Source organism: Methanobacteriaceae archaeon (genome assembly GCA_029219465.1).
Lineage (GTDB): Archaea > Methanobacteriota > Methanobacteria > Methanobacteriales > Methanobacteriaceae > Methanocatella.
The window spans coordinates 60,810-77,837 of sequence record JAQXTL010000006.1; the positions used below are offsets into that span (position 1 = coordinate 60,810).

At 31.9% G+C, this 17,028-nt stretch carries 16 protein-coding genes and 1 tRNA gene; 12 read left to right on the forward strand and 5 right to left on the reverse strand.

The window, feature by feature from the left end:
• Window positions 1-88: 88 nt before the first annotated feature.
• Window positions 89-658, reverse strand: coding sequence for a pyruvate kinase alpha/beta domain-containing protein (locus tag PUD86_05025; GenBank protein ID MDD6776634.1), 570 nt, complete (start codon window positions 656-658; stop codon window positions 89-91).
• A gap of 76 nt (window positions 659-734) precedes the next feature.
• Between PUD86_05025 and PUD86_05030 the strand changes: the two genes are divergently transcribed.
• From PUD86_05030 to PUD86_05070, 9 genes are all read left to right on the forward strand, one after another.
• Complete coding sequence (locus PUD86_05030) at window positions 735-1,595, forward strand: coenzyme F420-0:L-glutamate ligase (protein ID MDD6776635.1); 861 nt, start codon at window positions 735-737, stop codon at window positions 1,593-1,595.
• Window positions 1,596-1,715: 120 nt separating this feature from the next.
• On the forward strand, window positions 1,716-3,602 hold the full coding sequence (locus PUD86_05035; protein MDD6776636.1) for a nucleoside-diphosphate sugar epimerase/dehydratase: 1,887 nt from the start codon (window positions 1,716-1,718) through the stop codon (window positions 3,600-3,602).
• A gap of 5 nt (window positions 3,603-3,607) precedes the next feature.
• Entirely contained in the window at window positions 3,608-4,807 is a 1,200-nt protein-coding gene (locus tag PUD86_05040) for a DegT/DnrJ/EryC1/StrS family aminotransferase (GenBank protein MDD6776637.1), read from the forward strand.
• Between the two features lie 254 nt (window positions 4,808-5,061).
• A complete protein-coding gene (gene tfe, locus PUD86_05045) occupies window positions 5,062-5,619 on the forward strand; it encodes a transcription factor E (protein MDD6776638.1) in 558 nt (185 codons plus the stop codon).
• Window positions 5,620-5,624: 5 nt separating this feature from the next.
• Window positions 5,625-6,116 (forward strand): TIGR00295 family protein, encoded by a 492-nt coding sequence (locus tag PUD86_05050; GenBank protein ID MDD6776639.1) that lies wholly within the window; start codon window positions 5,625-5,627, stop codon window positions 6,114-6,116.
• 1 nt (window position 6,117) lies between these two features.
• On the forward strand, window positions 6,118-7,026 hold the full coding sequence (locus tag PUD86_05055) for a DUF5591 domain-containing protein (GenBank protein ID MDD6776640.1): 909 nt from the start codon (window positions 6,118-6,120) through the stop codon (window positions 7,024-7,026).
• Window positions 7,027-7,118: 92 nt separating this feature from the next.
• On the forward strand, window positions 7,119-7,403 hold the full coding sequence (locus PUD86_05060; protein MDD6776641.1) for an iron-sulfur cluster assembly protein: 285 nt from the start codon (window positions 7,119-7,121) through the stop codon (window positions 7,401-7,403).
• 103 nt (window positions 7,404-7,506) lie between these two features.
• Window positions 7,507-7,581, forward strand: a tRNA-Ile gene (locus tag PUD86_05065).
• A gap of 153 nt (window positions 7,582-7,734) precedes the next feature.
• A complete protein-coding gene (locus PUD86_05070) occupies window positions 7,735-8,238 on the forward strand; it encodes an amino acid-binding protein (protein MDD6776642.1) in 504 nt (167 codons plus the stop codon).
• Here PUD86_05070 and PUD86_05075 read toward each other — a convergent pair.
• Window positions 8,232-8,507, reverse strand: coding sequence for a HypC/HybG/HupF family hydrogenase formation chaperone (locus PUD86_05075; GenBank protein MDD6776643.1), 276 nt, complete (start codon window positions 8,505-8,507; stop codon window positions 8,232-8,234). The two genes, PUD86_05070 and PUD86_05075, sit on opposite strands and share 7 nt — an antisense overlap.
• A gap of 76 nt (window positions 8,508-8,583) precedes the next feature.
• Between PUD86_05075 and PUD86_05080 the strand changes: the two genes are divergently transcribed.
• Entirely contained in the window at window positions 8,584-9,888 is a 1,305-nt protein-coding gene (locus PUD86_05080) for an FAD-dependent oxidoreductase (protein ID MDD6776644.1), read from the forward strand.
• Window positions 9,889-9,893: 5 nt separating this feature from the next.
• On the opposite strand, the gene PUD86_05085 is transcribed toward PUD86_05080, so the two are convergent.
• The 3 genes from PUD86_05085 to PUD86_05095 form a co-directional block, all read right to left on the reverse strand.
• On the reverse strand, window positions 9,894-10,940 hold the full coding sequence (locus PUD86_05085) for a glycosyltransferase (GenBank protein MDD6776645.1): 1,047 nt from the start codon (window positions 10,938-10,940) through the stop codon (window positions 9,894-9,896).
• On the reverse strand, window positions 10,937-11,896 hold the full coding sequence (locus PUD86_05090) for a cell wall biosynthesis protein (GenBank protein ID MDD6776646.1): 960 nt from the start codon (window positions 11,894-11,896) through the stop codon (window positions 10,937-10,939). The genes PUD86_05085 and PUD86_05090 overlap by 4 nt, the downstream gene beginning before the upstream one ends.
• A 63-nt stretch (window positions 11,897-11,959) precedes the next feature.
• A complete protein-coding gene (locus PUD86_05095; GenBank protein MDD6776647.1) occupies window positions 11,960-13,021 on the reverse strand; it encodes an mRNA surveillance protein pelota in 1,062 nt (353 codons plus the stop codon).
• Window positions 13,022-13,088: 67 nt separating this feature from the next.
• Between PUD86_05095 and PUD86_05100 the strand changes: the two genes are divergently transcribed.
• Both PUD86_05100 and PUD86_05105 read left to right on the forward strand, forming a co-directional pair.
• Window positions 13,089-14,390, forward strand: a complete 1,302-nt coding sequence (locus PUD86_05100) for a prephenate dehydrogenase (GenBank protein MDD6776648.1) — start codon at window positions 13,089-13,091, stop codon at window positions 14,388-14,390.
• A 311-nt stretch (window positions 14,391-14,701) separates the two neighbouring features.
• Window positions 14,702-16,903 carry a CDC48 family AAA ATPase gene (locus tag PUD86_05105; protein ID MDD6776649.1) on the forward strand — a complete coding sequence of 734 codons (2,202 nt, stop codon included), beginning with the start codon at window positions 14,702-14,704 and terminating at the stop codon, window positions 16,901-16,903.
• Window positions 16,904-17,028 lie beyond the last annotated feature (125 nt).

A 17,028-nucleotide genomic window follows, 5' to 3' on the forward strand; every position in this document is an offset into this window, starting at 1 on the left:
GTTAAGTATTTCTATTTTTACTAATATTTAAATGCAACTAATCATATATAAATATTACAAATTTTTTAAAAACATGGATAATAATTAATTAATCCCTTGGCATAGCAATAATCTCATGAATTTTCAAATCAAATAGATTTTTAGCATTAACCGGAGTTAAAATAACTGCACTGTCAATACCATGAGCCCTACCACCAACAGCAATTATCTCTTCACCAACAGGAATTAAACCTGCATCAGCAGCCATAATTGAAATTTCTGCACCTACTTTAATACCATGTGAGAACATTCTAAAGGTATCAGCTACAACATCCAATGGAGAAATTCCGCCGTACTTATTGGTGACTCCTCTTGCAGCACCACTGAATGCATGGCATCCAAAGTATGTTTTAATTCCAACAGCTTCAAGTTTTTTAAGCATTTCTTCAGAAATATCTGATTCATTATCCCCACTAAATCCCATGTGGTGAGTTACATTAATAATTTCTACTTTATCACCAACAGCCTCATGCAATTTTAATGCAGATTCGCCTGTAGCGGAAGCTATTAAAATTCTTTTAATGTCAGTCATGTCTAATTTATCTTTAATTGCTGAAATTAATTCATCTGTATAATCATTACCTTCTTTTTCAAAATATGTAATAAATTTTCTTGCCATAACAATACATCCCAAATAGATAATATAAAATAGTCTATGATATATATTATTCATATCAATATAATTAAAGATTTTTATGAGCGATAAAAAATTAGAAAATATAAAACATGTCATTAACGGAGATTACATAGTAATCCCAATTGAAACAGGTTATATTAAACCAAATGACGATTTAGATGTGATTATCGAACCTGCAAAAGAATTGATGCAAGACGGTGATTACTTAGTAATTGCAGAAACACCTATTTCAGTTTCACAGGGCAGATTAATCGACGAATCAGAATATTCTCCATCACTTACTGCTAAATTGCTAACAACAGTATGGAGTAAATATTTATGGGGATATGTCTTAGGACCACTTTTAGGAATTAAAAAAAGAACCATTAAAAACCTAAGAAAACTACCTAAAGAAACTTATGCTCACAAAGAAGTAGTTTTACAATTATATGGTCTTAAACATGCTCTTAAACCAGCATCAGAAGCAGGAATTGATTTAAGTAATGCGCCTGGAACCTGTGTTTCACTTCTTCCCGAAAATCCTGAAAAAGTAGCTAAGCAATTGAAAAACAGGATTGGTAAAGATGTATGTGTTATGATTATTGATACTGATGCAACATATATGAAAAATGGAAATTACTTTACAGGACTTCCTATTGCAATTGATGGAATTGATGCAGACAATGGATTTTTCGGATATGTGAAAGGACAGTTATGTGAAAATATGGGATCAACACCATTGGGATGCAGTGAAAAGATGGATGTTGAAAGTGCTTTAAAAATAGCCAACATTGCAGAAGATTATCAAAAATCACTTTCCACTGAAATGAAAACCATTCACAGCGTTAAAGAAGTTCTTGGAACTGAATTTGACGAAGTAACAATAGAAGCACTTGATTCTATTACTCATACTCCCGCAGTGATTATACGAAAAATCTAACCATTACCAATTAATTTTATTATTATATAATACACATTAAGAAAATTTTATATTAATCAAGTAACATATATTATATGATGAATTTTTTTCATTATAAGTTATAAGTACAGGATGATTTAAATGAATGTAGATAGTTTCGGAAGATATAGAAATTTATTACTACCATTGATGGATTGTGTTTCTGTAGTCCTAGGATATTACTTTATGTTTGCTTTAACTACAGATTCTTTCATAATACATCAAACAAACATAATATCGATTGACAATTTTATAACAAGCATTATTCTTGCTATAATTATTTTGCAAATTGTTTTTAGACTAACAAAAAGACACACAAATATCATCCGTTACGAAACTAATCAAGACTACATTATGTATATCATTCTTTCAGTAGTGTCTCTTCTCATAGTTGCAATTATTGAAGATATAATGGGTATAAACAATCCTTCAATTAAGTTCAACTTAGCAACAGGTATTGTAATAGGTGCAATAACTGTAGTTTACCGTTTAGGAATAAAATATGCATTATTATCCGACCTTGCTCACAGAGGAATCAATTATGCGCCTAAAAATCAGAAAAGATTACTCATAATTGGTGGAGGGTATTCTGCAAACAATATTATCAAAACACTTCAAACTTCCCTTAAAGGAAAATACGAAATTATTGGTATTATTGACGATAACAAGAAACGTTTAGGTTATTCCGTTGCAGGAGTAAAAATTATCGGTAACAGAAACCATATCCAAAAAATATGTGAAAACGAAGATATTGACACAATATTCTTTACAATCGTAAATATCGATAACAAGAACAAAAAAGAGATTTTGGAAATCTGTAGTAAAACTTCTGCAAAAGTAAAAACATTACCGGATTTAAGAGAAATCATCTCTTCTGAAAACTTATATGGAAAATTAAAAGACATTGAGATTGAAGATTTACTTGGAAGAGAACCAGTAGAGCTTGACAACAACAATATTCAAAGTATTATCGGAGATAAAGTTGTTTTAGTAACTGGTGGAGGAGGATCTATCGGATCTGAACTCTGCAGACAGGTAATGCTTCACCATCCAAAGAAATTATTGATGATAGATATCTATGAAAATAGCTTATACGATATTGAATTGGAACTTAAAGACAAATATCCAAGTGAAAATATTAAAGCAGTTGTTGCAAACATCAGAGACAGAAGAAGAATGTTGGAATTATTCGAAGAACATCAACCAGAAGTTGTATTCCACGCAGCAGCACACAAACATGTTCCTTTAATGGAAAATAACCCAACTGAAGCTATTAAAAATAATATCTTTGGAACTTACAATTTAGTAAATGCAGCTGATAAGTACAATACAAGTCGTTTTATATTAATTTCAACAGATAAAGCTGTTAATCCGACAAACATAATGGGTGCTACCAAAAGATTATGTGAAATGATTATTCAGGCAAAAAATAAAGAAAGTGAAACTGACTTTGTAGCAGTTCGTTTTGGAAATGTTTTAGGAAGTAACGGATCTGTTGTACCATTGTTTAAAAAACAAATCGCAGAAGGCGGTCCAGTAACTGTAACTCATAAAGACATAACAAGATTCTTTATGACAATTCCTGAAGCAGTAGCGTTAGTATTGCAGTCAATCACCTATGCAAAAGGTGGAGAAATCTTTGTATTGAATATGGGCGAACCAGTTAAAATTTATGATTTGGCTAAAAGTTTAATTGAATTATCCGGTTTAACTCCTGGAAAAGACATTGATATCACATTTACAGGATTAAGACCTGGAGAAAAATTATATGAAGAGCTTTTAATGGATGAAGAAAACCTTGAAAGTACTGGGCATGAAAAAATCTTCATTACAGAGCCAATGGACTTTACAATGGATGATATTGAAGCAAAATTAGATGCATTTAGACAAATTCTAACAAATGAAATTACAGACGCAGAAGTAATTAAAGATACTATGAAAAAATGTGTTCCTACATACAGGGAACCTCAAGAAGTTAACGGAGAGTAAATAATATGAATATTCCATTTTCACCACCAGACATAAGCGAAAAAGAAATTGAAGAAGTAGTCTCAGCATTAAAATCAGGATGGATTACAACAGGACCTAAAACAAAAGAATTCGAAAGAAAAATTACCGAATACTGTGGTAGTGACAAAACTGTCTGTTTAGGTTCTGCAACTGCAGCACTCGAGATGACTTTAAGATTATTAGGTGTTGGCAAAGGTGATGAAGTAATTGTACCTGCATATACTTATACTGCAACCTGCAGTGTTGTTTGCCATGTTGGAGCAACACCAGTAATTATTGACAGTCAAGAAGACAAACAGGAAATGGATTACTCAAAAGTAAGTGATGCAATTACTGAAAAAACAAAAGTCATAATGCCAGTTGATATAGCAGGTATTTTATGTGATTATGATAAATTATATGAAGTAATTGAAAGTAAAAAAGACTTATTTACTCCTAACAATGAATTACAAGAAGCATTTGGAAGAATCATTGTTTTAGCAGATTGTGCACATGGATTTGGAGCAGTTAAAGATAACAAAACTGCTGGAAGTATAGCTGACTTTTCATGTTTCTCATTCCATGCTGTTAAAAACCTAACTAGTGCTGAAGGTGGAGCAGTAACCTGGAAAAAACACGACGGAGTAGACAGTGAAAAATTATACAAACAATTGCAAATTCTCTCACTTCACGGTCAAACCAAAGATGCATTGGAAAAAACCCAAAAAGGATCATGGGAATATGATATTTTAATTCCAGCATACAAATGTAATATGACTGACGTTCAGGCAGGAATTGGTCTTGGACAGCTTGAAAGATATGATTCAATGCTTAAAAGAAGACATGAAATCATTAAAAAATATGATGAAGGATTTAAAGACAGTAAAGTTATATGTCCAAAACATTTCAGTGAAAATTCAACATCCTCAGGTCATTTGTACTTAACTAGAATTAAAGACATTACTTTAGAACAAAGAAATGAAATTATAGTTAAAATGGATGAGCGAGGAATAAGTACTAACGTACACTACAAACCATTACCTATGCTTACTGCATACAAAGATTTAGGATTCGATATTAAAGATTATCCTAATGCATATAATTTATTTGAAAATGAAATAAGTTTACCAATTTACTCCACTTTAAGTGATGAAGAAGTTGAGTATATTATTGAAAACTTTTTAGACGTTTTAAATGAATACTAAGGTAAATTAGTTATATTTTTATACTATAAAAAATATAACTATGATTTACTATTAATGAAGTATCATGATTTTTAGTTTATTTTTTTTAAAAGACCTAAATGTTTGAGGATACAATGCCGATTATTAGGGGAAATTAAATGATAGATGATATATTAGTAAAAAAATTATTATCACAAATTGTTAAAAAAGATTACGAAGAAAATCTTAAAAAAAGATTTAGAGAAGTATACCTTGATGAACCAATTCCTGAAGGAATGGACAATCTTATTGGTGCATTAGAACTTCCACCTGAAGAATTACAACTAATCGACAACAATATTCAAGACAGTGTCGATAATACAATCACCCCAATTATTAAATCATTAATTGACGGTATTGAAACTGATGAAGAAATAGCTGAAAAAACAGGCATTAAACTAAATATTGTTAGAAAAATGCTATACAAACTTTATGATTTAAAGATTGCTAATTATAAAAGAAGTAAAGATCCTGAAACTCAATGGTTTACTTACTCCTGGAAATTCGAAAAAGACGAATTGATTAGTAAAATCAAAAAGGACACTGAAATTGAGTTATCAAAACTTAATGCTCAACTTGAAGAAGAAGAACAAAATATGTTTTTCGTCTGCCCATATGGACATGTGAGAGTTAATTTTGATGTAGCATCAGATTATGACTACCAATTCTTATGTCCTGCATGTGATGAAGAATTAGAATTCCAGGACAATGCAGAAATCATTGAAAACCTTAAAGCTAATATTGCAATGGTTGAAAATGATTACGATTCATTTATTAAAAAAGTAGAATCCTGATTATAATGGAAATCGAATTACTTAGAAAGGAAAATACTCCTGAAAATGTAATAGACCACTGCGAAGCAGTTTATAAAAAAGCTATGAAAATAGCATCTAATTTTGATAATGTAGATGGCGACTTGATTAAAAAAGGCGCTCTTCTACATGATATTGGAAGATCAAAAACTCATGACATCACTCACGCCATCGAAGGAGTTGAAATAGCTAAAAAATACAGTTATAGTGATGATGTTTTAAACATTATTGAAAGACACATCGGTGCTGGAATAACCGAAGATGAAGCTATTGAACTTGGACTTCCCAAAAAATCCTATGTACCTCAAACACTTGAAGAAAAGATTGTTGCACACGCAGACAATTTAGTAAGTGGCAGCGAGGAAGTAGATCTTGATTTTGTTATAAAAAAATGGCAAAGAAGAATAGCTAACAGTGATGAAAATATTAAAAAACTAATTGAGTTAGATAATGAATTAATTAAACCTTTTGAGGAATAACATGAAAGTAATATGTTCAAGTGAAGAGTCTCTTTATCGTCCGCACGCAGTTAGATGGAGACAAAGAATGGAAATGATGGAACCTCTTGGAGATACTGTTGTTTTATTACCTTGCAGTATGAAAAAACCATATTCCAATTCCAAATCACATCAAAAATTCAGAAAGCTTACCCGTTCATACCAGGAACTTATTGTAACTTCTCCATTTGGAATTTGTCCAAGGGAACTTGAAAATACATTTCCGATTCAATCTTATGATGTAAGTACAACAGGTTCATGGTCACAAGACGAAATTGAAAAAACCGGTGAGTTAATTGCAAAGTACTGTGAAGGTAAAAAGATTGTTGCAAACCTTGCTGGTGGATATTTGGAATCCTGTGAAGCCTATGTTGATGATTTTGTAAATGTATGTGAAGATGGAAGACCAACTTCTCCCGATTCTCTTTATAACTTAAGAATGGAACTTAAAAATCATCAGAAAGTAAACAGAAGAGAAAAAACATTACATGAATTAAGATCAATTGCTAAATTCCAGTTTGGTGAAAATGGTGATAAATTCATTCCAGATAATGTTAAAACAAAAGGAATGTACCATAAAAGAATATTATCTAATGGAAAACAGTTAGCTTTATTAAATAAAGATCATGGATTATATAGATTAAACTTACCTGGTGGAGAAATCTTAAAAGAATTAGGAATCCACATTGTTGAGATTGATTTTGATTTAACTACAAATACTGTTTTTGCTCCAGGAATTGTTAAGGCAGATCATAAAATTATTCCAAATGACGAAGTAGTAGTTGTTAAAGAAGATACTGTCGTTGGTGTTGGTAAAGCAATAATGACTGGATATGAAATGGAAGAATGTAGAAACGGCATAGGTGTTAAATTAAAACACAGATTAAAATAATCTAAGCAAAGTATTACTCAAAATAAAATAAAAACGTTTATAAATGCGTTTATCAATAGTATTAATATATTAAAAAATAGGAGGCAAAATATATGTCTGAAGAATTAGTAAACAACATTAGAGATGCTATTTCTGTAATTAATGACCCTCACATGGGAATTAGTATTGTAGATATGGGTATCGTACAAAATATCGCTGTAGATGGAGATCAAGCAGAAGTTACCCTTAAACCAACTAACCCTGGATGTATGAGTATCACTCGTATTGCTGCTGATGCTAAAGTAAAAGCAGAATCCATTGAAGGAATCGAAAAAGCAAAAATTATTGTTGAAGGACATGCTATGGCAGATTCCATTAATGAAATGATTAACAGATAATTTTCAAATTTATGATTAATTCCTATGTATAACCGAAAGGTTTATATATAGGAACTAATATAAGTATAAGTGTTGACAGTTATACTGTAACAAACATTTGTATAGGCTAGTGGCACAGCTTGGTTAGCGCGCTCGGCTGATAACCGGGAGGTCATGGGTTCGAATCCCATCTAGCCTACTTTACTAAACTATTTTTCTAAACAATTTCAATTACATAACAATTTTATCGTCTTTTTTTCTAGAGTTTTTACCAAATCAATATAATAATAAATATATACTCTTTTTCACAAAATTAATCTAGAATGTACAAAAAGTTGGAACGTTGATTAATATGTGGGAAAAAATTAATACTAAATTCAAAAAATACCCTGCAAGAATTAGAGTTGCAGAAAAAATGATTGAACTTGGATTGTCCATTAGTGAAGATGGAAGAATTTATTGTGGAAATTTAAAAATAAGCGACAAAGCATTGGCAGAATCTGCTGATGTAGACAGAAGAGCTATTAAATCTACAATTGAAGTAATTCAAGAAGATGAAGATTTAAACAATCTTTTTAGTAACATCATTCCTGCTGGAACCCTTCTAAAAAACATTGCTAAGAACTTAAAATTAGGAGTAATTGAAATAGAATGTGGATCAGAAGGTGACGGAGTACTTGCAGAAACTACAAAATTAATTGCAAAAAAAGGAATTGGAATAAGACAGGCTTACGCTGAAGATACAGAACTTCAGGAAAACCCTAAGTTAACAATCATTACTGAAGAAATTGTTAGTGGTGATGTTATAAACGAGTTTTTAAAAATAAAAGGAGTAACAAGAGTGTCTATTTACTGATCTAAATCAGCCATTCTTGCTTTTTCCATTTCTTTATCTTCTTCTTCAAGAATTTCTAAAAGTTCTTCCCAAGCTTCTAAGGATTCTTTAGCTGCTTCTTCAGTTAACTTTTCTATTGCATAACCAGCATGAATAAGAACATAATCACCTATTTCTACTTCAGGTAATAAATCCATCTTTGCTTGTTGTCTTGCTCCACCAAAGTCAGCAAATAACCAGTTTTCTTCTCTATTAATCTCAACAACTTGAGCAGGTGCTGCAATACACATAATATATCCTCCAAAATTTAATATATAAATAATATTAAAAGTTATTATTATATAAAATTATCTAAATGGTGTTATAATGAGAAATATTGTTATTGGTTCCGGTCCTGCAGGAAGATTAGCTTCTCTACAGCTTGGAAAATTAGGCGAGGACGTTACTTTAATTGAAAAAAATCATATTGCAGGTACCTGTTTAAATGAAGGATGTATGGTTATCTGTGCACTTACAGACATCACCAAATTTATTGATGCAAATAAAAGATTTAATGCACATGGATTTTTAAAAAGTCAGCTTGAGATATCCTATGAAAAAATAGTTGAAAAGATTAGTGAAACACAAGAAAAACTAAGACATATAAACCAGCTTGAAAACGAAAGTGTTGGAAACAATATTATTTACGGCGAGGCTAGCATTAATAAAGATGAAACTGTTGAAGTAAACGGTGAAAGTCTTGAATATGATAATTTACTTGTTGCAACAGGTGCTCGTCCATTCATTCCTCAAATTAAAGGTAAGGAATACGGATTAACAAATAAGGATATTTTAAAGATTGATGATGTTCCTGATAAATTAAATATTATTGGTGGAGGAATAATAGCTGGAGAAATAGCTAATATCTACTCAACTTTAGGAAGTGAAGTTAATATCCTTGCAAGAAGTTCATTTTTAAAAGAAATAACACCAAATGCTAAAAAATATGTTTTAAAAAATATTATGAGTGATATTAACGTTTATGAGAATGTTAATGTTAGTGAAGTATTCAAAAATAAGGTTTTACTTGAAAATGGCGAAGAACTTGAAGGAGTTCCATTTTTTGCAACAGGCAGAGTTCCAAACAGTGAAATTGTAAGTGACATTGTTGAGTTAAATGATGATAAAACAATCAAAGTTAATGAAATGATGAAAACTTCTGTGGATAATATATATGCTGCAGGTGATGTTACTGGAAGATATCAGTTGACACCAGTAGCAAGAAAAGAGGGTATAATTGCTGCAAGAAACATGGCAAAGTATGCAAATAAAGTAAGCTACAATTGCGTTCCTCAAACCTTAAGCCTTAACATGGAAGTTAGTTTTGTTGAAAATGAAAAATCAACCTGCAGTGATGAAGACAAACAGACAATAGCAATACCATCAATTGCAGGTCCTGGATCATTTTGGAATATCTTATCTGGAGACACAGGATATTGTGAAATTGAATTTGATTCTAAAAATAACAAAATAAATAAAATTAATTCCATTTCCCCATCCTCAGTAAGTGATGTTGCATACTTATCTTATTTGATGAGAATGGAGTATGATTTGGATGATTACGATGAATTTTTAGAAATTCACCCATCCAGTGATACAAATTATAAAATAATAAAAAACATGTGGTTATAATACCACTATTCTAATTTTTTTAAGATATTATCAACAAGAACATCAGCTGCTTCATAACATTGAATACCGTATTTTTCAGCAGCCTGTTTTAAAGAATCATAGTTTTCAAATGCTTCATCTATACTTTTGCAAACATCTTCTACTTCTGATTCAATAATAGCTCCCTTAAATACACCAGCCATATTCTGATATCTTCCCCATTTTACACGAGTAAGTGCAATAATCGGTTTTTGACAAACTAATGCTTCTTCAAGTGAAACACCATCATCAGTTAGTACAGTTAAATCAGAGAATTTGAATAAATGATTAATCCAATCGATAAAACCAACATAGATTATTCTTTCATCCATTAAATCATAATATTCTTCATGTAAAGGACTTCCGACCAAAACTAAGTTATATTCATCACTAGCTTCAGCAACCATGTTAATAGCATCAATCATTCCTTTAAATATTGAAGAACCTGAAGAAAACAATATGGTTTTTTTGTTTTCATCGAAATTATCATACTCTTTTAACTTTTCAAGAGCTATTTTTTCATCACCATCTCCAGCATCGTCACTTAACGGATAGAAAGACTTGTCCATATTCTTTGGAAGTTTTTCCCATCTGAATTTATCCAATTCTGGAAGAACATAACACTGATTAAATTTAGGACATACTTTTGAGTCCAATGGTGTTGAAATTAAAGAAAAACAAGGTTTACGTGCAAATTTAGAACCTAAAGATCCTACAATTGCTCCCCCACCTAAAATCGCCAATACGAACTCTGCATCAGATTTTTTAATTGCACTTCTTGCTTTAAAAGTTGCAGTAAATAACTTTAAAGCTCCTTTAAGGGCAGATAATTTAGTTGCAGAGTGTCCTCCTGCCTGTGGGATTAAAATTTTACGTACGTTAAAACCGTTTTTTTCAAAAAGTTGCCCAGAAGCAGTTTCAGTTAATCCAATTTCGCACTCAATGCCTCTTTTTTTAAGCGCATTAGCCATATTAAGTGCGATGACTGCATCACCACCTAAACCTCTACCAGTAACAGTCAAAAATGCTTTCATAATTCATCCCTTCCCAAGTTTGGTGTTTTAGGAAGATGTTCTTTAATACGAGTTCCATATGGATTATATAATAACCTTCTAAATCCTAATGCAATTAATGTAGAGTTTCTAACCTTATGCTGAGCATCTTTGAGAATTAATTTTCTGCATAAATCTCCTAATCCTCCACCAGTCAATACATCCATAAAGTAATCACCGAATGTAGGATTATTAATTCCCAAGTTTTGTCTAAAGAATGCTCTTAAGGTATTTCTTCTAACAAATGCAATTAAGCAGACTGTTATAAATCCAAGTAAAATAACTGACCAGAGACCTCCAACAAAATAGAAAGAGACTCCAAGTGCTATAGCAAATGTGTGATTTCCAACTTCTCCCAACATGATTTTTCCAGAAAAATCAAGAGGAGAATATGCTGCACATACAACAAACAATAATAAAGGAGTATAAGCAGCAGGCAACTCATCTACCATAGGAGAACCTACAGTTAACATCAATAAAATTGTAATAACTGACATGATCATAGTAACAATACATGTACTACCAGGTTGCATATCAGAAATATTTAACGGTTGAATCATCAATGCAATTAAAATTGATGAAACACCAAATCCACTAGCAAATCCTGCAACCACTACCAGAAGCATTCCAATTCCTCTGGAAAGTTGGCCCCATTCAATGCCTAATGGGCTTTTCTTTCTTCCTAAAATATCATCAATTAATGCAAAAATACCAATTATCAAAATTAGAGAATTACAACTCGGTAACATGAAAAAAGACAATACCATAAATGGAATTATACCAATTGCACGTGGAGTACCTCCCCTTACATTAGGGTATAAATTGCCCAAATATCCTCTTTTTCCAAAAAATCGAAAAATAATATTTAAAATAGCTGTACTTATTGCAGTAAAAATAAAAACCATAATAAATGCAATAATAATTGATGAATAAAACATGATTAATCACTTCTACAAATGTTAATATTTATCAATCATATTATATATATTTTGTACATTAAATTAGCTAATTCCATATCTTAAAATAGCTGCCATACCGCCAAGGCTTTCTAATTGTTGTCCTCCTTCATGCTCACTGCTAACAACCATTACTTCACCTTTCATATTTTCAACCATGTCCATCAAATCGCCCATATTCTCACTGGCAACTTTTGTGTCCAAAATTAAAAGTTGACTAACAGCTCCTAAATTAATTGCATCTTTTGTTTGTTTAACACCATATACGATTTTAGATGAATTTTTGCCGATTTCACCAAGTAAATTGTTAATAGCTCCCATTTCCAGAGCAACCCTGTTTTCTGAAGTTAATTTTTCAACAGTTCCTTTCTTTAAAACTTCACTAATACCATTACGTCCACCACAGCCAGTAGCTTCTATAACAGATATTTTAGCTAAATCTTTATACTTGTCTTTAAGATAATCATAAAAATCGTTTTTAACAAAACCAGGTCCTGCAATAACGATGTTTTGAATTGAGTCAAATTTTTCAATTGATTCTATTACTTTTTCATAAAATTGAGTTATGTTTTTTTGTCTGTTTTTATCAATTATTCTTTTACCTGAGACATGGCCTTTGATTGGGCCGTAGTATTCTATTCCAAACTGTCTCATCAAACCGATAGTAGCAGTATCATCTTCAAGAACAATGATTATTGCAGATAGTTTTTTAGAAGCATCAATAGCCTGATTGAGTCTTTTAATTGCCCATTTTGGCCAGCGACCTTTTCTAATTGTTATTGGAGTATTAAGTTTTACTTCCAAAGTGTGGTGTGATCCAAGAGGAATTAAGTCTTCAGGACCTTTTGTAATTACTCCAGTTAATCTTAATTTTCCAGTGAATAAATGAAAAGCAATATTTTCAATATCCAAACCTAAATAGAATGTTTTTTTAACTCCCCTGTCACTTCTTAATTTATCTCCTGTATTATCCTGAATACGTCTTGTTGTTTTGGAAGAAGCATTATCTCCTTCTTCAATAATATGTGACAAGTGCCATAAATCATCCAAGGTTTCCGGAACTACTTCAATAAAACCTTCTTTTGTATCTTGTTTTATAATTCTCATGTTTTCACGATAATTTTTCTAGTTAATAATTTATATACTTACTAATTAAAAGTTATTAATGATTGAAATGAATATTGGAATAATTGGAGGTAGTGACGGTTTAGGTAAAACTCTCTGTTACTACTTAAGAGATGAATTTAATGTATACATAAGTGGAAGAGACCATCAAAAAGGAAGAAATGTTGCTGATATGTTAAATATCAACTATATTGAGTCCAACACTGAATTAGCACAGATAAGCGACGTATTAATTGTTTCTGTACCAATCCACCATACTTCAGGCGTGATACGTGAAGTGGCACAGTCTATGAAAGAAGGTGCATTGATGGTTGATGTTACATCAGTTAAGGAAGAGCCTTCCAAAACAATGGAGGAAGCATTACCTGAGACTGTAGAATATATTCCGACTCACCCGATTTTTGGTCCAAGAACAACAAGCCTTGATAACCAGGTAATTGTTTTAACTCCTACTAAAAAGGGCAAATGGTATGATAAGGTTTATAATTACCTTGATGGCAAACACATGAGAATTATTGAAACTACTGCCGAAAAACACGATTATATGATGAGTATCGTGCAGGTTTTAACTCACTTTTCATTCATTTCAACAGCTTCTGCAATTGAGAAGTTACAAGTAGACATTTCAGAAACTGAAGATTATGAAAGTCCAATTTATAATCTTATGATTGATATGATTGCACGTATTGTTGCACAAAATCCTTACTTAACATATTACATTCAGTCAATGAACAATAACGGCCCAAAGATTAGAAATACCTTTGCTGATGCAGTTATAGAATTAAGAGATGTTATCAATAATGAAGATGATGAGAAATTTGTTGATATTGCAATCAAAGCAACAAAACATATGGGTGACATTACAAATGCATTAGGAAGAAGTGATAAAGCAATTAATGGTCTTAACCATGAATTTACATTATTAAACAAATCCATTGGATGTGAAGTCGGTTTAAGACATATTTATTCTGGAAAAATCCATGTTGGAATTCTTGAGAAATTAGATAACAAAACTGCATTTTTAAAACAGGGCAGTAAAGTTAAAAACTTGCGTGTTTCAAATATTGAAGTTTTAAGTGAAAAGGAATTATACAACTGGAAAATCAATAATCTTAAAAATAAAATGGAATCCATTAGTTGCGTATTTTTCAAAAATGTTGATGCAAACATCATAGAAAATACTATAAGAAATATGGACAATATAATTGAGGTTAAGTTAACTGACAAATATGATGGGCCTCAAATCGATGAAAACTCAATAAGCTTAACTTTTGAGGTTAGTGCATTAACCAAAGAAGATATTGATAAAGTTAAAGAATTATTTACAGGTTTTGGTGGAATAATCAGATGATTGTTTTAACCAATACGAACAAATATTAAAGTGTCATAAAGTAATTAAAGTTCTAATTTGATTATAACACTTTAATTATTCCTATTTTTTTAAAAATAAAATATAAATTTAAATATTGATTAAAATAAAACACCACACCAATAAAAATAAAATAATACTCATTTTAAAGGCTATTTGTAAAATCACACCAACCGAAACCTTTATATAGTAAAACATATACACTATATCTGTCAATAAAGTTACAAAAAGTAACAAAAAGATTGACATGAAATTATTATTATCGAATTACTGCCATAAAAGGAGATGATAACATGGCCGAAAATAAGATTACTCTAAAAGTTGCAGAAGCAATTTCACAAAAAGATGTAGGACAAGGCATTGCAAGACTTGATCCAAAAGTCATGGATAGCTTAAACATCCATGAAAGAGAATTAGTTGAGATTACTGGTGAAAAAAGAACTGCAGCTATTGCACTTCCTTCACAAACTGATATTGGACTTGGAGTTATTAGAATAGACGGATTAGTACGTAAAAACTCCGGTGCAACCATTGGTGGAGAAGTTCAAATTAGAAAAATCAAAGCCGTAGAAGCTAAAAAAGTTGTTTTAGCTCCAATTGACAATAATATCCGTGTACAAGGAGATGTTCGTGGATTATTTGCAGGAAAAGTAATGGTGCAAGGAGACATTATTGGATCCCAGATAAGATCACCAAAACCAAGTATGAATATGGGCTTTGGTAGCTTATTTGATGAATTAATGGACTTCACTCCAGCAATGAAAGAACTTAAGTTTGCTGTTGTATCAACCAGTCCAAAAGACATCGTAGTTGTAGGTCCAAATACTGAAGTTCAACTCCACGAAAGTCCTGTTGATGTAAGTACAATCGAAGGTGTAGGAAACCTTGTTGATGTAAGTTATGAAGACATTGGCGGTCTTAAAGAAGAAGTTAAAAAAGTAAGAGAAATGATTGAAATCCCTCTTAAAAGACCAGAATTATTTGAAAAATTAGGTATTGCACCACCAAAAGGAGTATTAATGCACGGTCCACCTGGAACAGGTAAAACATTACTAGCTAAAGCAGTAGCTAGTGAAAGTGATGCTCATTTCATTGCAATAAATGGGCCGGAGATTATGAGTAAATATGTGGGTGGATCTGAAGAAAACCTAAGAGAATACTTTGAAGAAGCAGAAGAAAATTCTCCTTCAATCATATTTATCGATGAACTTGATGCGATTGCACCAAAAAGAGAAGAAACCAATGGAGAAGTTGAAAGAAGAACCGTTGCACAACTTCTTACATTGATGGATGGTCTTAAATCCCGTGGCCAAGTAGTAGTAATTGGTGCAACAAACAGACCAGATTCTCTTGACCCTGCTTTAAGAAGACCTGGAAGATTCGATCGTGAAATTGAAATTGGAGTACCTGACTCTGAAGAAAGAAAAGAAGTACTTGAGATTCACACAAGAAACATGCCTCTAGCAGACGATGTTGACCTCGATAAAATATCCAATACCACCCATGGATTTGTAGGGGCAGATCTTGAATCTCTATGTAAAGAAGCAGCGATGAGAGTAGTTAGAAGAATACTACCTGAAATCCAAAACGATGAAGAGATTCCAAAAGAAGTAATGGAAAAAATTGTTGTTACAGGTGACGATTTTAAAAATGCGCAAAAAGAAATACAGCCTTCCGCACTAAGAGAAGTTCTTGTTCAAATCCCAGACATCAAATGGAGCGACATTGGTGGTCTTGAAAACATTAAACAAGAATTAAAAGAAGCTGTAGAATGGCCATTAAAACATCCAGAAACTTTCCAACGCTTAGGAATAAGACCTCCAAAAGGAACATTACTTTACGGAATTCCTGGAACTGGTAAAACCTTACTAGCTAAAGCAGTAGCAAGCGAAAGTGAAGCAAACTTCATTTCAATTAAAGGACCAGAACTTCTATCAAAATGGGTTGGAGAATCTGAAAAAGGTGTAAGAGAAGTATTTAGAAAAGCAAAACAAGCAGCACCAACTGTAATCTTCTTCGATGAGATTGATGCAATAGCTGGTGCACGTAGCGGAAATGATACTGATAGCGGTGTAACCAAAAGAGTTGTAAATCAGCTATTAACTGAAATGGATGGTTTAGAAGAACTCGAAGATGTTGCAATCATTGCCGCAACCAACAGACCGGACATTTTAGATGCTGGACTTATGAGACCTGGAAGATTTGACAGACACATACACGTTAAAGAACCAGATGAAGAAGCAAGACTTGCAATCTTTAATGTACACACTAAAAACATGCCTCTTGCAAAGGACGTCGACCTTAAAAAACTTGCCAAAAACACCGATGGATATGTCGGAGCTGATATTGAAGCCGTATGTAGAGAAGCAGCAATGCTTACTCTAAGAAAAAACCTTGATGCAGAAGAAATCCCATATAAATACTTCAAAGAAGCCATCGATAAAGTAAAACCTGGACATAACTCCAATGAAGAACAATTAGTTCAATACATGTAGGAAGAATAACATTTCTTCCTATATTTCATATTAACCTCTATAAATAATATCTGACCATATAATTGGGAGAGATAAAAACAATCTCTCCCTAACCTCCAATTACTATTTTTAACACACTTTTAAAT